Source organism: Candidatus Accumulibacter similis, from assembly GCA_013347225.1.
Classification (GTDB): domain Bacteria; phylum Pseudomonadota; class Gammaproteobacteria; order Burkholderiales; family Rhodocyclaceae; genus Accumulibacter; species Accumulibacter similis.
Map to the genome: position 1 here is coordinate 328,401 of CP054595.1, position 16,499 is coordinate 344,899.

At 63.5% G+C, this 16,499-nt stretch carries 16 protein-coding genes; 4 read left to right on the top strand and 12 right to left on the bottom strand.

The features are described 5' to 3' along the window. Nucleotides 1-83: 83 nt before the first annotated feature. From HT579_01450 to HT579_01485, 8 genes are all read right to left on the bottom strand, one after another. Nucleotides 84-716, bottom strand: coding sequence for a hypothetical protein (locus HT579_01450; protein ID QKS27743.1), 633 nt, complete (start codon nt 714-716; stop codon nt 84-86). Next, nucleotides 713-2,551 (bottom strand): hypothetical protein, encoded by a 1,839-nt coding sequence (locus HT579_01455; protein ID QKS27744.1) that lies wholly within the window; start codon nt 2,549-2,551, stop codon nt 713-715. The genes HT579_01450 and HT579_01455 overlap by 4 nt, the downstream gene beginning before the upstream one ends. After that, entirely contained in the window at nt 2,548-3,471 is a 924-nt protein-coding gene (locus HT579_01460; GenBank protein QKS27745.1) for a toprim domain-containing protein, read from the bottom strand. Before HT579_01460 ends, HT579_01455 begins: the two co-directional genes overlap by 4 nt. Then, nucleotides 3,468-3,659, bottom strand: a complete 192-nt coding sequence (locus tag HT579_01465; GenBank protein QKS27746.1) for a hypothetical protein — start codon at nt 3,657-3,659, stop codon at nt 3,468-3,470. Before HT579_01465 ends, HT579_01460 begins: the two co-directional genes overlap by 4 nt. Nucleotides 3,660-3,798: 139 nt before the next feature. Then, nucleotides 3,799-5,925 carry a hypothetical protein gene (locus HT579_01470; protein QKS27747.1) on the bottom strand — a complete coding sequence of 709 codons (2,127 nt, stop codon included), beginning with the start codon at nt 5,923-5,925 and terminating at the stop codon, nt 3,799-3,801. Between the two features lie 109 nt (nt 5,926-6,034). Then, nucleotides 6,035-6,322, bottom strand: a complete 288-nt coding sequence (locus HT579_01475; GenBank protein QKS27748.1) for a HigA family addiction module antidote protein — start codon at nt 6,320-6,322, stop codon at nt 6,035-6,037. 9 nt (nt 6,323-6,331) lie between these two features. Further along, nucleotides 6,332-6,610 carry a type II toxin-antitoxin system RelE/ParE family toxin gene (locus HT579_01480; GenBank protein ID QKS27749.1) on the bottom strand — a complete coding sequence of 93 codons (279 nt, stop codon included), beginning with the start codon at nt 6,608-6,610 and terminating at the stop codon, nt 6,332-6,334. A gap of 66 nt (nt 6,611-6,676) precedes the next feature. Next, the gene (locus HT579_01485; GenBank protein ID QKS31434.1) at nt 6,677-7,996 is read right to left on the bottom strand and encodes an integrase family protein; all 1,320 of its coding nucleotides are present in this window, start codon (nt 7,994-7,996) and stop codon (nt 6,677-6,679) included. A 448-nt stretch (nt 7,997-8,444) separates the two neighbouring features. On the opposite strand from HT579_01485, the gene HT579_01490 reads away from it, so the two are divergent. From HT579_01490 to HT579_01505, 4 genes are all read left to right on the top strand, one after another. After that, complete coding sequence (locus tag HT579_01490; protein ID QKS27750.1) at nt 8,445-10,886, top strand: PAS domain S-box protein; 2,442 nt, start codon at nt 8,445-8,447, stop codon at nt 10,884-10,886. A gap of 6 nt (nt 10,887-10,892) precedes the next feature. After that, nucleotides 10,893-11,534, top strand: coding sequence for a response regulator transcription factor (locus tag HT579_01495; GenBank protein QKS27751.1), 642 nt, complete (start codon nt 10,893-10,895; stop codon nt 11,532-11,534). Between the two features lie 281 nt (nt 11,535-11,815). After that, nucleotides 11,816-12,235: a response regulator transcription factor gene (locus HT579_01500; protein QKS27752.1), complete on the top strand. Its 420-nt coding sequence runs from the start codon at nt 11,816-11,818 to the stop codon at nt 12,233-12,235. Nucleotides 12,236-12,353: 118 nt separating this feature from the next. Then, nucleotides 12,354-12,764, top strand: coding sequence for a response regulator transcription factor (locus HT579_01505; protein QKS27753.1), 411 nt, complete (start codon nt 12,354-12,356; stop codon nt 12,762-12,764). Between the two features lie 117 nt (nt 12,765-12,881). On the opposite strand, the gene HT579_01510 is transcribed toward HT579_01505, so the two are convergent. The 4 genes from HT579_01510 to HT579_01525 all read right to left on the bottom strand — a co-directional run bounded on the left by HT579_01510 (nt 12,882) and on the right by HT579_01525 (nt 16,390). Then, nucleotides 12,882-13,271, bottom strand: coding sequence for a diguanylate cyclase (locus HT579_01510; GenBank protein ID QKS27754.1), 390 nt, complete (start codon nt 13,269-13,271; stop codon nt 12,882-12,884). Nucleotides 13,272-13,789: 518 nt separating this feature from the next. Then, nucleotides 13,790-14,536 carry an ATP-binding protein gene (locus HT579_01515; GenBank protein QKS27755.1) on the bottom strand — a complete coding sequence of 249 codons (747 nt, stop codon included), beginning with the start codon at nt 14,534-14,536 and terminating at the stop codon, nt 13,790-13,792. Further along, entirely contained in the window at nt 14,523-16,025 is a 1,503-nt protein-coding gene (locus HT579_01520; GenBank protein QKS27756.1) for an IS21 family transposase, read from the bottom strand. Before HT579_01520 ends, HT579_01515 begins: the two co-directional genes overlap by 14 nt. After that, nucleotides 16,022-16,390, bottom strand: a complete 369-nt coding sequence (locus HT579_01525) for a hypothetical protein (GenBank protein ID QKS27757.1) — start codon at nt 16,388-16,390, stop codon at nt 16,022-16,024. Before HT579_01525 ends, HT579_01520 begins: the two co-directional genes overlap by 4 nt. Between the last annotated feature and the right edge of the window lie 109 nt (nt 16,391-16,499).

The following is a 16,499-nucleotide window of genomic DNA, read 5'->3' on the forward strand; positions in this document are numbered from 1 at the left end:
GAGGCGGAATGTGATCAGATCGCGATCCAGGGGCAGCAGCAAGCAAATGCCCGCTGCAACGGCCGTTAAGCTTGTTCCGGTAGCTACTGATTTCTGTGTGCGCGGTCGGCACGGTCAGTGCCGCAGGGTTCCCAGCGCTGGCCGGTATCCGCGGATGGCCGAGCCGACTCCGCCAGGCTTGGTGACGATGCGGACGCCAGAGCGCAAGTTGCCACGTAGACCACAGCACCGCCGCTCGTCCATCCCGGAGGTAACGCAATCTCGCCCGCTCGGCCAAGGAAGTATTGCCGTGCGTCCGCATCGTGCCGACACTGCGCGAGCACATCGCCGACGATGGCTTCGTCGGACTCGCCGATCTGCGCCAGCCAGGCGAGCACGGCCGTTTCCCCTTCGCTGCTCAGGCCGCCGTCGAGAAGCGCGCCGGACTGCTTGGGGTCGGTGACCGTCTCCGCAGCCGGCGCGCGGTGATCGTTCCTGCTCGCGGGTGATGGTCCGATCCCTGTGGTCAAACAATGGGCATCGAAGTTCACCATGTTCACCACGTTCACCGCTTCTTGCCGATGCCTTCGCAGCTCGTCGAGCAGCCGGGGCTTGGCCTCGACGATCGCCTGTTTGAGTTGCGGAGTCAGTACGCCGGGTGCCGCGCGCAGGCGCACCTTCCCCTCCTCACTCAAGCTGACCTCGACACCCAGAGCTCGCAGGTCGGCGGGATTCACAGTTCCACCTCCTCGTCAGGCTCGGTCCGTGAATATGGTGAACTTCGTGAACGTGCTGTCCCATTGTTTGCCCCATCTGCGGCGATGTATCCTTCCCCTTGTCGAAGTTCGCAATGGACCCCGTCACGCTTCGGTTTGCTGTCGATTTCGACATGAACGCCGAGTTGTCGCAGGGCCGGGGCCGCGCGGCGCAGCGCGTCGGCAAGACCCTTGGGGGACTTCGGCCAGTAGTCGCCGCGCTCGATGCTGTGGCGGGAAGCCAGGCTGTTCAGCCGTTCCAGCAAGCCCTTGACTGTTCCGGCGTAGCGATTGCCGCCGGCCACGAATTCGAGACACGCGGCCGCGACGGGCGAGGCGTCGATCGTGCGCCGGACAGCCTCCTGCCGGTGCGCAACGTACCGCTCCAGCCAAGCCCCCGGCGTGCCACCGTACGACTGGTGCATGGCCTCGCCGAGCATCGCGAAATCGGCCATGCGCGGACGCTTGGCCGGGTCGATGCGCACCGTGGGCAGCTTGGCCAGCGTCCTGACGAAGAGGTCCAGTAGCGCACCCATGATCTCGCCGGCGGTCTTGTTCAGCAGTTCGCCGTGCTCTGCCTCGGTCATCCGCTGTTCGATTTTCGGCAGGCAGATCGCGATGGCCCTGTCGAGTAGGTCCGAGCGCGTGATCACCGCGCCAATGCCGTTGAGCATCACCGGGTTGTGCGCCTCGATGATGTGCTCCTCGCCATTGGTGTACAGCTGCCGGCTGGCTGCACCGCCACCCGTGGCGATCGTGCACAGGGCGTCGGAAATCTCCGGCGAGATACCAGAGAGGTTTTCCATCGAAACCACGTGATTTGCTCCGGCGGCCACATAGACATCCTCGACGCTCTTCGGCCGGCCACGCAACATTACCTTGTTTGGATCGATGAACGTCCGCAGCGTCTCTTGCGCCGTGCTCTTCGCGCTGCCCTGTTCGCCGACCAGTTCGAGGACCGGGTACGGCGTGTCGCACCGGTAGCACTCGATCACCCAGGCCAGCAGCAGACCACGTTCCTCCTCGGGAATGTTGAGCAGCGTCCAAAGGGCGTCGAGGCTGCCTCCGCACACCGGGTGCGGAAGCGGGCGCATCGCCCTGCTGCGGACGAACCGCGGCTCAGGTGCCTCGCGGATCGTCCACCCGGCCGCCGTGATCAGCATCGCGCGCCATCCCTCGTCGCAGAGGTCTAGCCAGTAACCCGCCTCGGTGCGGCCGACGCGCTTGGCGGGCTCGTGCTCTTCGCCGTCAAACTTCGCCTTTCCGATGAGAGCGTTGCACGTCGCCTTGATGACCTCGGAGGCCGGCACGCCATCGAGCTCCGTGTGACACAACCGGCCGAGCCATTCGCGACACCCGCGCGATTCGATGGGCCAGTGCTCACGATGCGTTCCCCCGCCGTCGTGCGCAACGTCGAAGCTGGCGTAGCCGTTGCCGTCCGCGTCGTGCCACAGTTCGCAGCGCTCCGCCGCCAGATCGGTCAGCTGTGACGCCAGGCTGTCACGGACACCGTTCGCTTCGCCGGCTGAACACGTCAGCTTGTCCAGAGCGGTTACCCGGATCGCTCTGTTGGCCTGCTTCAGTCGCATCCGCAGCGTCTCGTACTCTGCTGGGTCCGCCTCGCGAATCCGGGTGAAGGCAGCGATGGCATCCTCCTCAAGGTAGGCGGCTGGATTGGCGGCCGACACGGCAATGATGCGGTCCGCCAAGGCGGCGTCGTCATCTGCAAAGGAACTCACCTCTGGCGCGTCGGCAACGATCTCTCCAATGCTCGGGATGGGTAGCGACGGGTCTGCAGGGGGTTCGTCGTAGCTCATGCCGTCCTCCGCTCGGAGAGAATGCGCGCGAGATCGTTGAAATCCGACCCCCTCGTGCCGTCCGGAAACTCGGGAATCGCCAGCCGGGCGCCGACGGCCTTTGCGGCGGCGGTCGCCGCGGCGATTCCCGGATTCCCCGGCGTACCCCGATCGTTGTCGGCGCAGATCGTCAGTTCGGCGTCTGGCCATGTCGCTCGTGCGGCGCGCGCGACGACAACCAAGTTGTGGGCGCTCATCGCGCAAAGGACGGCGTGCCCGGTGGAATCGTGCAGCGTACTTCCGGTAGCCCAGCCCTCGCAGATGAGCAGCTGGCTGGGCTGTTCGAGACGGCCGATCGGGCAGAACAGGCCCCCTGCACGGCCGCGATTGAACAGCTTGCTGCCGTTCGGGAAGATCCTCTGGACGTTCCAGAGGCGGAAGTGTTCATCGACGAGCGGCACGAGCAGGGCGACACCGTGCTGGCGCAACGCATGGGGCGTGACAGCCTTGGCGACCAGATAGGGGTGCAGCCGATCGGGGTCCGAGCCGAGTTCCCATTGCCTCTGTGCCTTGACCGCCAGCGCTTGCTGCTCGTCCTGTCGTTTCGCCCGTTCCTGAGCCCGGGCCGCCTCGACGAGCCGGGTGAAGCGCCGTCGCTGCACCGCGGAGACCGTCGTCTGGTCGCTGCTCCAGGTGTGACCGCCCCGGAGCTTCCAACTGCCGAACGCGCCGGCGGGGCGCCTGTCGAGATGCAGAACGTACCAGCCGTTGCGGCTGCCCGACTTGTCACCCGCGACATGGAAACGGTGTAGTCTGCCGTCGGACTCGATGTGCTCCGGCGGAGCTAGGCCGGTCGAGGCAATTGCTTCGCGGAACCGTTCGATGGGACGATCGTCCGCCGTCGAGCCATGGGATGCGGTAGAGAGCAAGCGCGCGTTCATCGCTCGACCTGCACTGCGGGAAAGGCCAGGCGGCCGTTGGCAAGCTTCCTCGGAACTACTCCGAAATAGCTTCCGGTGCGGCAGATCCTCGACCGGACCGACTGCCCCTTGACTTGGTTGAGGGCGGCGAACTGGTCACAGCTCTGATCGTATGGGATCCGCTCTTCACGGGTACTCTTATTTTCCATTCGCTGGTTCTCCTGAGTGGAAAACCCGCACCGATCTTCCCGCGGGATTGCGAGACCAATGGATGCTGGCGCGTGGATTTATATTGCTTCCGAAGGTTTCCGAATAATTGCGGCAGGACTGCGGTAAGAATGCGGTAAGTCAAGAGGCTTGGAGAATGGTCTTGAGTATGAATGCCAGTTCGCTCTCATCGTTCTGTCTGATAAAGGCCTCGGCATCCTTCTTGACTATTTTCCCTCTCTGCGACGCCCACTCCAAGGCCGGAAAGACTCTCCAAAATCCATACTTTTCGGACCTGGCGGCAGCGGATAAACCCGAAGACGGTCGGGATGCGTCGCTCAGATCTTGCCTAATGGTTGGCCATATTGGCTCTAGCTCCGCGATGAGGGCGTCTCTCTTTCGAAGAACCTCTCTCTCTTGGAACCCTCGCCGTGGCGGCCTTCCTGACACGTCACCGGCCGTGCTGCTGTATTCTTGCGACGCCTCGCTTGATACAAGGGCGGCCTTGCCGCCACATTCGGCTGGCTTCTTGGCCGACACTTCGTTTTCAGGATTCGCTTCCGACGATTTGCAACCCTGATCTTGACTCACCTGCCGGATGGCCTCGACCGCAACATCTGTCGAGCGCTCTGAAGCTAGTAGGGCCCGTCTGAAAGCCTCAGGGACGGTGAAGCTGTGGCTTCCTGGCGGCGCTGCGTCGATGAACTGCATGAACCTCACGGGCGTGCAGGGGAATCGCAAAGGCTCGGCCTCGTTATCGCGATGCATATCGATTTGTTGGTCAACAGACGCTTCCCTGATCTCGCGCTCAGTCCAATTTCTGAAGGCGACTCCCTTGGCAGTGATGAGGTACGACGGAAGCTCACCACAGCCGACCCCGGTCAGCGCGGTCCAGTCTGCGATGCGCAGTTCATGCGAATGTGCAAGCTGGATGCACTTCTCGTCGTTCAGATTTGCCAAGGCGCACTTCGCCATGCAGTTGTGTTCGCCATTCCTTGCTCTCGCAACCATGTCGAAGCCGAATTTGAACGCGCGTTCTGTAAACCTGTCCTTCGTTGCATCGTTGACGTTCCGATCTTCCGGTGTCCTGGCCCGGATATCGCGGTCCTCGAACGAGACGCCTTCTGTGCTTTCTCCTGTGGTCTGTGTTTTCGCCAAAGCGCTCTGCGCTGCCTCCTTCAGCCATTCTGGTACCGCGAACTGGTCAATTGCGCCGTTTAAGCCGGCTTCTTCGAGAAATGCGCACAACTCGCCAAAGGAGCAAGGGAGAGAGAGAGCAGGCTTGTCGTATTTCCCGGTCGGATGCCACGCGAGAACGGATCGTTCGCTTGGCGCTAGCAGGCGCCATGCGTGTTTGTTTTCTTTCTTATGGTTTTTCACGTAGAGGCCAGTCTTCTTGACAACGTACCCGCCGAAGTCATCGTCGACGTTGCAGAGTTTCTCTAGGTCTTTGTAGCCCACGGCCATCGCGTCGATTACTGATTGAGGCAGATCGGCTGCAGACGTACTCGACACGGGGCGCTGGCTCTCCCGCCGATGCACTGTGGGCGTCCGATCGGGTGCCTCAGCAGGTAAAAGAGATTCGAACCCTTCCATCACACGCTTGCACAGATCAGCTTCCACCAATGGCGAGAAACTGACATCAGTCAGCGGAGCTTGACCACAACGGTTTCGCTCGTACAAGATAATCGACTCTGACTGAAAAGGATCAATGGCACGCTCTTCAGCAATGTAAGCGGCAAGCTGCTCTCGCCAGTTCTCCCCGAGGGAGTACTCCCACTGATCGGCAGCTGGATCGTTCGCCGGCAGTTCCAATTGCTGCTGCAGGAATTTGAGGTGGTCACGCGAGGAATCCTCAAGAGCAACAATTTCGTGCTCTGGGACTCGCCGAAGTTTTCGCGTACGAGCCTCGACGAAGTCGTCCTTCCAGACAAACACCCCAGCCGGCAGAATACTGATGGACTCTCTCTTATACCTGTCTTCACCTTCCTCGCGCGACAAAAGCTCAGTGCGCTCTTGGCGTTCAAGTGATGCCTTCAAGGCGCGCAGTCGGCTATCGACTTGCATCCACTGCGTTGGCGGAACCGCAAGCGGTTGCTTTTTCCCCGGCGACCACTGGTAGGCTGTCAGTCCGTGCATCGCGTTAGAGCGGTCGCAGCACATCAATCCTTCCACCAGATACCTGACACCATAAGGGACCGGGGCCACCAGCGGAATCGCCCGAACCGGAATGGCCTCGCGGCCATTGATGAGGACCACGACGTGCATGTTGGCGCTCCTTCTCGCGCTCCTTCAACGGGGTGCTGCGCCAGCCGGGTGAAGGTACCCGGTGCTCTCCGCCGGTGATCAGCCTGGGGATAGGCGCGGCAAGACTCGATCAGGCGGCGAGTCTTTCCAACGGCTTGATGTTCGGCCTTGGTAGTTGCTCGGCTTGCCATAGATCCCACTGGCTCTGCATCCCTATCCATAGATCGGCGGAGGTGCCCAGCCAGGCAGACAGACGCAGTGCCATACCCGCGGTGACACCCGCCTTGCCGTTCAGCACCTTGGAAAGCGTCACGCGGGAAACCTGCAACTCCTTCGCCGCTTGCGTCACCGTCATGTCTTCCGGCAGCCATTCCCGCAGCACTTCGCCGGGGTGCGCCGGGTTATGCATCCTGCTCATGCGTTTCTCCTAGTGGTAGTCCTGGTAGTCGACCAAGATCACATCGCCATCATCGAACGTGAAGGTCAGGCGCCAATTGCCGCTGACCCACACGGACCAATGCCCCGCCAGATGATGACTGAGCGGATGCAGCCGCCATCCTGATGCATTCATGTCGTCAGGACTTCGCGCCCAGTCCAGCGTCGTGAGCTGCACACGAAGCTTTCCAGCATGGTGAGGTTGAATGCCCGCCTTGCTGCCTGTGCGAAAGAAGGCTTCTAGTCCCTTGTGGCGAAAGGTCTTGATCACGGCAACATTGTAAGCCGTAACTTAACGGCCATCAACACGAAGCCACGCCGGTCGATGCCGGCGCGTTCAGCCGGATTTGACCACTCGCAAGGTGCCCGGCTCACGTTCCGCCGGTTGCGGCACGGCTGCCTGCTCCAGAATCCAGCACTCGATCTTGGTGTGCCACATGCGCAGCAGATCGAGCGGGCGCACACGATAGTGCTTCTCAGCGGTCGCGCTCGGCTTGTGGCCCATGATCTGCGCGGATACGCCGGCCGGGCACTCAACCCACTCCGCCAGCGTGCCGAACGAGCGGCGCAAACCGTGGATGCTCAGTGCTGGCAGGCCGGCCGCAGCCAACGCCTTGTTGTGCATGATGCGCGGCTCCTGAAGCCTTCCAGACGCTGCTGTCGGGCTGCTGAACACCCATTGATTGCGGCGCGGCAAGCCGGCCAACAGCGACGCGACGTAGGGCGTCAGCGGGATCGTGCGCGCACCGTCGACCTTGTCCTTGATGGTCAGCGATCTCCAAGTGAAGTCGGCGTCCTCCCACCGGATGCCGGCCACTTCTTCGCGCCGGGCACCGGTCAGCAGGGCGGTCTGCAGATAGGCGGCGATGACGGGGTTGCCGATCTGGCGCACGGCGGCGAACCACGCCGCCAACTGCTCGCGTTGCAGGCAGTCGTCCTTGGTGGATTTCTTCGGCAATTCGTCGCGGGCCAGCCGTGTGCTGCAAGCGCCAGCATGTACTTGGTCGCGGTACTCGGGGCGGTCGCTACACCAGTTGAGAAACGCGCGCAGTAACCCGAAGGCAAGCCGGGCGTGTGTGGGTCTGCTGGCGGACTCGACTTGCAGCCATGCGCGCACGCAGTCAGCGTCTATCTGCTTCAAAGGAAGGGCAAGCAGCGGGCGCAGAATACCCGGTAAGGTCTTGTCGCTTTCCCCCGGTCGGCGCCCTTGTGTTCGCGATTTCCCCCCTTCTTTGCTCACGGTCGCATGGTCGGCAAGGTGGCTTTCGCTCCACCGCGGTTTGCGCGCTTCGATGTACTGCTGCCACGCTTCCATTGCGGACGCCGTGATGCGCTTCTCCTCTTCGCGCTTGGCCTCGGCGGCGGCGATACGGTCGCGCTTCTCTTGGCGCGGGTCTACACCTTGGTCGACCATCGCTTGCAGCCGGCGCGCTTCCTCGCGAGCGGCGGACAGCGTCCACGTCTTGGTGCTGCCGATCGTCAAGCGCAGCGTCGCGCCAGAACCAAAGCGACTCTGCAGAACGTAGTTCTTCGCCCCGCCTGCTGACGCCTTCAAGCCCAGCCCCTGCGTTGTCGTGTCCCACAGGAAGGATGCTGCCTTGCCGGCCTCGCACGCGAACTGCGAGACTCTGCCCGCCGTGAAGCTTACCCTGTTCATGCTCATCGCCCACCCTCCAAGCTTGCTCACCGACGACTCCAGTAAGCGAATAGTAAGCAGATTATAGCAACGCCCTTCAACGTTGCGCAACGCATACTTGACGCAACGTACTGTTTTCTCGACATTTGTGCGCCTGTCATTCATCCCGATCAACGGGGATAAATGGTTTGAAGCATGGATTCATAACCCTTAGGTCGGTGGTTCGATTCCACCCATCACCACCAGAAACCCCGGCAAGCCGCCCCGCCTGCAGCTTCGGGGCAGTGTTTTGCAGCCGGCCTGTGAGCGGACTCGAACCATCCGGATCAGTCCGCACAGACCCTCATCCGCCTCCGACGACAGCTGCAGAGCCGAGTGCTGGATTGACCGCCGGTGAGGGGCTGGTTATTCTCGACCGGTGCCAGCGAACCTCCACTCCCCCGCAGCCGGTCTGCTTCACCAGTCACGCTTGCGTGCCGTCGCCGCCGTCATCGTGGGCCTGCTGTCGATCGTGCCGCTGCTTGCCGTGGGCATCTACCGCCTGGAAGCCCCGCGCCTCAAGGAGCGGGCCTTCTCTGATCTGCAGGCGATCGCCATCCTCAAGGCGGGCCAGATCGAAGCCTGGCTGGACGAGAGACGTGGCGACGCCGTTGTCCTCAGTGCCAGCCCCGGTCTCATTGAGGATGCCTCAGGAGCGACGGCACCCAGCGGGGACCAGGGTGCACGACAGCGCATCCTGGAGCGTCTGGCAACGCTGCAACGGGCGCACTCCTACGACGGCTTCGTGCTGGTGGACAACAGCGCCCAACCAGTCCTCGCCGTCGGAGCGGACGGAGCGAACGCCGAAGCGCCGGTGCAAGGAGCCCTGCGGAAGGCATTCGAAACAAGCCAAGTGACAACGACGGATCTCTATCGCAGCCTTTCGGGCCGTGTCCACCTCGACTGGGTTGCACCGCTGGTCAGGGAAATCGACGGCCAGCGGCGCACGGTGGGCGCAGTCATCCTCGATACGCCCGTCGAACGGGTCGTCTTCCCGTTGATCCAGAGCTGGCCGACGCCGAGCCCGAGTGCCGAGACACTGCTGGTGCGCCGGCAGGGTGACACCGTGCTGTACCTCAATGAGCTGCGTCATCGTACCGCCACCGCACTGCGCTTCAGTCAGCCTCTCCATGACCTCGATCTGCCGGCCGCCCGTGCCGTCGTCGCCGGCACCCCACAGGTCCTGGAGGGCAGGGATTACCGCGGGGTCAGCGTGCTGGCGGCAACGCGCCCGGTCAGCGGTACGCCGTGGCATCTGGTGGCGAAGATCGATCGCGACGAAGTCCTCTCACCGCTGCGCAACCTGGTGTTCTGGGTCAGCCTGGTCGCCACCTGCGCCATCCTGGTCGTCTCCCTCCTGATCGTCCTGCTGTGGAGGCAGCAACTGCGAACGCACCAGCTCGAACTGGAAGCCCAGAGCATGGAGAAGGACCGCCTGGTGCGCTTGTTCTTCGATCTTCCCTTCGTCGGCATGACCACCCTCGCGGCCGACAGCAGGCGCTGGCTGCGTTTCAACGATCGTCTCTGCGAGATCCTCGGTTACCCGCGCGAGGAATTGCGCGAGCTGACCTGGATCGAGCTTACCCACCGCGACAACCTCGCAGGCGAGCGGATCCAGTTCGAGCGCATGCTGAAGGGCACGAGCAACGGCTTTCAGACCGACAAGCGGTTCGTGCGCAAGGATGGCAGGGTCGTCAACGTCACTGCAGACGTCAGGACGGTGCGGCACGAGGATGGCCGCGTGGACTTCTTCGTCGCAACGGTCCAGGACATCACGGCCAGGCTGCAGGCCGAAGGTTTCGCCCAGGAACTTCTGGACAATGTCAATCAAGGGTTCGTGGTTTATGATCGGGCGCTGCGGGTGGTCGTCTGGAATCGCTTCCTCGAACGCGCCATCGGTCTACCGCGCGCCGCGGCGATCGGCAGGCCCCTCGATGACCTGTTTCCCAACGCACGACGACTCGGCATACACGCTCACCTGGAACGCGCGCTGGCAGGAGAAGTGGTCGTCGCCGACGAGTTCGTGCCGCGCCTGCGCGGCACGACGGAACTCCTTGCTGCGGAGGCGGTGGCGGAGCGGCACGACGATCCGCGTCTCTTCTGGACCTTGTCCTCGTACGCGCCACATCGGAACGTCAATGGCGACATCGACGGCGTCCTGGTGAACGTGGTCGACATGACGACGCTGAAGCACAGCCAGGATGCGCTGCTGGCGTCCAACGAAGAGCTGCGACAGCTTTCCCGGTACTTGGAACGGGTACGCGAGGAGGAACGGGTGCGGATCGCACGCGAACTGCACGATGACCTCGGCAGCACCCTGACGGGGGTCAAGTGGGCAATCGCGATGGCAATCGAGCGCGCGCACGCGGCGGCAGTGCCCGGCGACGCTCAGCTTGCGCACGCGTCGCAGTTGCTCGATTCGGCGGTGGATACGATGCGTCGCATCATCAGCGATCTGCGACCAAGCGTGCTCGACCACCTCGGAGTATGGACGGCGATCGAGTGGTACGCCGGTCAGATTGGCGAACGGACCGGTCTGCGATGCGACGTCGCCCTTTCCCCGGAGGTTGCAACAGTCGAGGTCGACGCCGAGCGGGCAACCGCGATGTTTCGCATCGTTCAGGAGGCGTTGAACAACGTCGTTCGCCACGCCCGCGCGACACACGCACAGATTCGTGTACGTTGCGAAGCGGCTACCGTTATGATTGCGGTCGAGGACGACGGTGTGGGCAGCGACGAAGGCGCCTTGAGGAAGACGGAGTCCTGGGGCCTGCTGGGAATGCAGGAACGTGCCGCCCGCTTCGGTGGCGAGATCAAGCTTTCGCGCGGCGCCACAGGGGGCACCATCCTGGCTCTGCGCATGCCGGTTTGAGGAGCTATGAGCGGACGCAAGCTGCAGATCCTGCTGGTGGATGACCATGCCGTGGTCCGTGGAGGCTTGCGGCTGCTGCTGGCGCAGAGCGGCAGCATGGAAGTGGCGGGCGAGGCCGAGAGCGCCGAGCAGGCGATCAGGATGGTCCGCCAGAACGAATTCGATGTCGCCCTGGTCGATATCGGCCTGCCGGGCAAGGGCGGCCTCGACCTCTTGAAGCAGATCAGGACGGAGCGCCCCGGGCTCGCCGTGCTCATGCTGAGCATGTATGCCGAGGAGGTCTATGCCGTGCGCGCACTGAAAGCCGGCGCTGCCGGCTACCTGACGAAGAACAGCGCGCCGGCGACGCTCCTGGCGGCGATCACCAAGGTCGCCGGCGGCGGCAAACATGTGAGCCCGGCGCTGCTTGATCGGTTGGCTTTCGAGGTGGGGCAGGGCAGGAAATCGGGGGCCGATGCACTGTCCGACCGCGAGATCGAGGTGCTGCGGCGGATTGCCGCCGGCGAGAGCCTGAACCACATCGCCGAGGCGCTGCATCTCAGCCCGAAGACGGTGACCACCTATCGTGCCCGAATCGTCGAGAAGACCGGGTTGCAGAGCAACGCGGAACTGACGCGGCACGCGCTCGAGAAGGGGATGCTCTCCTGAACCGGGCACACCCGAAGCCGGCAACCGGGCCGTCGGTGAGCCCTGGCAGCAGCGAGCGTGTCGCCGTCTGACCCTCGCCCGGCAACGCCGCTGGCGGACAACGCACCGTCAGACGTGTGATGTAGGGATTCCCCTGCTGCGGCGATGTCGTCCAGCACCTACAGCAAGAATGCGTCCGGCGCCGATGGTCGATTTCCGGCCGCTGGAGGATGATCCTATCTGCACATCGTACCGCGCACGAAGGAGCCCCTTCCTCACGCGGCCCAGTGCCGGAGATCACCATGAACGCCTGTGCATCGCCCCCCCTGCAGCAAGACTGCACCCGTCTCCTCCTGGTCGACACCGACGACCTGTTTCTGGCCGACGTCGACAGTGCCCTGCGCGCGAATGAACGACTCGTCGTCGTGGCGACCGCTCGTTCGATCGAAGATGCCTACGACTGTGCGGCAAGGCACACACCTGATGTCATCGTCATTGGCTGGAGCACGGCGTCGCGAGCCTTTGTCCATGCCACCCTGGCCAACCGATCCGCGAGCGTGCCCGATCCGCTGGTGGTCATCGTGCTGCGCCGGGGAATCACCAGCGTTCCGGGGCTGATCTCCCTCAGCCTACTGCCGAACGTCGCACTGGTGGTGCATGACCAGGTCGCAAAGCTGCTGCTCCGGCGAGCATCTGCCGACTCCCGCGGGCTGCCGCACTGACGCCGCCGTCGCCGGCGCAGGCTCCTGCCGACCGTGGCAATGTGGCTTTGGCGGGCTGGCGGACGGAAACCACTCCGGTGACGCCCATCTCTCGCGAGACCGTTGTCGATTTCTTCCCGTGACCATGCTGTCAATCCTGATTGTCGATGATTCAGCCGTTGTCCGACGGATGCTGCGCGAGATGCTCGCGAATGTCGAGGGTGCCGATGTGGTCGGTGAGTTTGCCAGTCCGGGTCCGGCGATCGCAAGCATTCGCAGCAGCCCGCCGGATGTCGTCGTGCTCGACATCCAACTCGTCAATGGCAGCGGTCTGGAGATTCTGCGCGCGGTGGGCTCAAGCCATCCGGAGACGAAAGTGCTGGTCTTCACCAACCACGCAGAGGACGTCTACCGCAGGCGGTGCCTGGAAGCCGGAGCCCATGCCTTCTACGACAAGAAGAGTGACCTGCAAGCCCTCCGGCAATGCCTGTGCTGTCTTGCTCCGTCCGGTCGGGCGGGCGGGACCAGGCAAGAAGCCATGCCGAGCTGAGCGCCGCGCTTGCCGCACGCTGCGCGACGTTGCAGGCGAACGGCATGGCGGACTCGAAGGCAGCCGGTCGCCGCGCCCACAGCGTGACGCGGAGCAAGGAATCCTTGGCGAGCCCCCTCAGGCGTCTTCAGTGGCGAAGTTGAGTTCCACACCATTGCCTGCCGGGTCTCTGATGAAGAGCTGGACCTGCGTCGTGCCCGGCACGCGCGCCGTCGTGAAGGCGATTCCCAACCCGGTCAGCTTGCGTTCGAAGTCAGTGCGCCCGCAGCAGCTGAAGGCCGCGTGGTCAAAGGTCGATACCGCCCCCGTCCCGGGCGGCTCGCCGGGCCGTGCCTCCGAGAGATGCAGGATCGGCTGGCCCCCGGCGTATAACCAGTAGCCAAAGCTGCCGAAAGGCGGTCGCGCGCCATGGATCAGGCCAACGACGTCGCAGTAGAAGCTGCGCAACTCCTCCATGAGTAGGCGTGGGGCGCGCAGATTGTAATGATTGATTCCCAGGGTGGGCATGCATAACTCGACGGTCACGGTGAAAATCGCCCCGGCAAGGCACAAACCCGATTCCAAGCCTTGCCGATGCCCTTCCGCGCGCCCGCTCGCGGGGGAGCGAGCCGAAGCGGCATGGTTGTACTCCTGTGCACTTGGGGGCCTGGTCTGGCAATCCGGTTGCGGAAGGCCATGACGGCTGGCCACCGCCGGAGCACGCTGGAGCAGAGCGGAGCATAGCATCGCCATGGTGATGCTCGGACGTGACGATTCTTCTCCGCTACCATGCGGGCAATCGCATGCTGAGCGACAGTACGCGAATGTTGAAAAACGTAGCCTCCCGTCTGCTGGCGCTGCACGGCTGGACCCTGAGCGAGCTGTCGGCGCCGGAGTCAAAGCGGTGTCCACAAGCCGACATAAATCTGGTGCGAGGGAGGCAGGAGCGGTCGTCTGGAACGTTGGTCAGAGCGCGCAAAGAGAGGGCTGCCCGGCCCGTGGGCAGAGGCGGTCGGTGCAGGGTTTGGGCGAGGACGGGTTCTGAGTCAGGCGTCGTGCTGCTCGCGCATCCGGTAGGACGTTCCTTCGATGACCAGTGTCTCGGCATGATGCAGCAGGCGGTCGAGCAAGGCGGCCGTGAGGGTGCTGTCGTTGTTGAAGATCTCCGGCCACTGTTTGTAGGCTTTATTCGACGTGATGATGGTCGAACCGCGCTCATAGCGCTGACTGATCACCTGGAAGAGGGCATCGGCGCCAAACTTGTCAATTGGCAGATAGCCCAATTCGTCGACGCAGAGGATGGCGGGTTTGAGCAGTCTGGCCATCTCGCGTTTGACCCCGCCGGTGGCCTGGGCGGCGGCCAGCGCATTGACAATGTCGACGGCGGTGGTGAACAGCGTCGTCAGGCCCTGCAGGCAGGCAGCATGCGCGAGAGCGATGGCCAGATGGGTCTTGCCGACGCCGACCGCGCCGAGGAGGATCACGTTGCCATGGGACGGCACGAAGTCGAGGCGGAACAGATGCTGGATTTGCGCCCGATTGATCTTCTTCGGCCATGACCAGTCGAAACCGTCGAGCGTCTTGATGCCGGGCAAGCGCGCGGCCTTGATGCGGCGGGCAATCAGTGCCTCGTCGCGGCGAGCGACCTCGCCGGCCACCAGGTCTTCGAGAAAGCGGCCATGAGACCACGACTCGCGAGCCGCCTGAGCCATCAAGTCCGGCGCGTGCTGAACGAAGTACGGCAACTGCAAACGACCCAGATGCTTCGCGAGAATGGCCTCAGTCATGGCCATGATGACCTCCTGCCTCGTCTTGCGGATCGCTTCCTGTGGGGATGTCTGGATAAGCCGACAAGTCTGCCGGTGGCAGTTCAAGCTCCAGGAGATCCTGCCGGCGGATGAGCAGCAGCGGGCTCGCTTCGGGCAATTGGCGACGACGTGCGTCAATCAGATGGGCGATGTATTCGCTGCTGAACGCCTCGAAGGCCAGGGCATCGGTCATCGCCCGCACGACCGCATCGTCGCCGTGGATCTCGGCCAGCGCCACGATCTTGCGCACATGCGCCAACGCATTCCCGCGGCGGTCGAGCAAGCCGGCGTGATACTTCCCGGCCAGTGGCGTCAGACCGAGAAAGCGCTTCAGTACCAGCGCATCGCGGGCATGACGACGTTGAGCGATCAAGGCCTTCGCATGATCGGGATCCTCGATGTCCTGATGGCGCTCGAACGAACGGCCATGGCGGGCGACCAGTTCGCCGTCGTGATAGACACAGACGCGATCCGGATAGACCTTCATCGTCACCGGTCGTCCCGCCAGGCGGGCGGGAACCGAATAGCGATTGCTCTCGAGCGTGACCCGGAACTGTCGGTTGGCACGAACGCTCAGGACGCGGCCGACATCGAAGAGCCGGGGATTGACCGGCTGCAGAAGAGCGCGTTCCTCGACCCAGAGGTCTTCCGGCCGGCGTTGCGTTTCGCGATGCTGGCGGACGTTGGCCACCGTCTCCAGCCACAGCCTGACGGCCGGATTGAGCACGCTGAAGTCGGGCAGTTCCAGGCCGGCCAGGAAATTGCTTTTGACATAGGCGACGCTCCTTTCCGCGCGTCCCTTCTCATTGCCTTTTCGGGGCGCACAGGCGACGATTTCGAAGCCGTAATGGCGGGCGAAGTCGAGATAGCGGGGATTGAACTGCACCGGCTCGCCACGCACATGGCGCAGAACCGCAGTGCGCAGATTATCGACCATGACCTTGCGCGGCACCCCCAGGGCAGCAAAGGCCTTGATGTGTGCCGCCAGAAAGTGTTCCATCGTTTGCGAGAGCGCAAACTCGACGTACATCTTCCGGCTCCAGGCCAGCACCATGACGAAGAAGGACAGGCGGCGGCGGGTGTTGCCGACGGCGATCGTGCCGTATTCTCCCCAGTCGACCTGGGCGGCTTCCCCAGGCGCGAAGGCCAGGGTCAGGAAGGCCTCGCGTCGGGGCGGGCGGATCTTGTGGACGTAGTCCTTGACGATGCTGATGCCGCCCTCGTAGCCAGCATCCCGCAGGCGTTGAAACACCTGCTGGGCGGTGAGCCGGTGCGCATCGAGCCAGCCGACGATGCGCCCCTTGTAGGGGTCGAGCTTGCTGGTCCGCGGGACGCGCGCCCGCGGAGCATACGGGCGGTCGATCCAGTGGCGGACGGTCTTGACGTCCAGGTTCAGGCTGGCGGCGAGCTGTGGGGCCGTCAGATGACTGGCCACCCCCTGGCGAATGGCACACCACGTGGCATAGTCGATCATGGCCGGCTCTCCAGAACAGCGCGCAGCCGCGCCAGACGCGTGCTGACCGGCACACACTCGGGCACGCTCAGGACCTGGTACAACGGTGCGTCGTAGGCGATCAGGTCGAGGGCGATCAAGTCCCGGCGAGCGCGGGCCAGCCGACCGGCATCGATCTGCAGCCGACGGCAGAGGCTGGCCTCGCTGTAGTAGGAAAGACCGCAGGCGTCGGCGACGGTGACGAGAAACAGGTACAGCGCCCAGGCGCAGACGTCAGCCTTCTCGATGTAGTGTTCCCGCACCAGCCGATGATCGAGCCAGCTGAAGTGCGCGGGCACCTGGCGCTGGCGTTGCGGATTCAATGGCCGCTTCGTCGGACTGTTCATGTGTGCCTCCTCGGATGTCCTGTCCCAGTTGTAGCAGCCGGGTCAGTGCCGAGGCGATGTCATCTTGTAACGTGCTCCCCCAGATATGAGAAATTAAGCCAATCAGAAC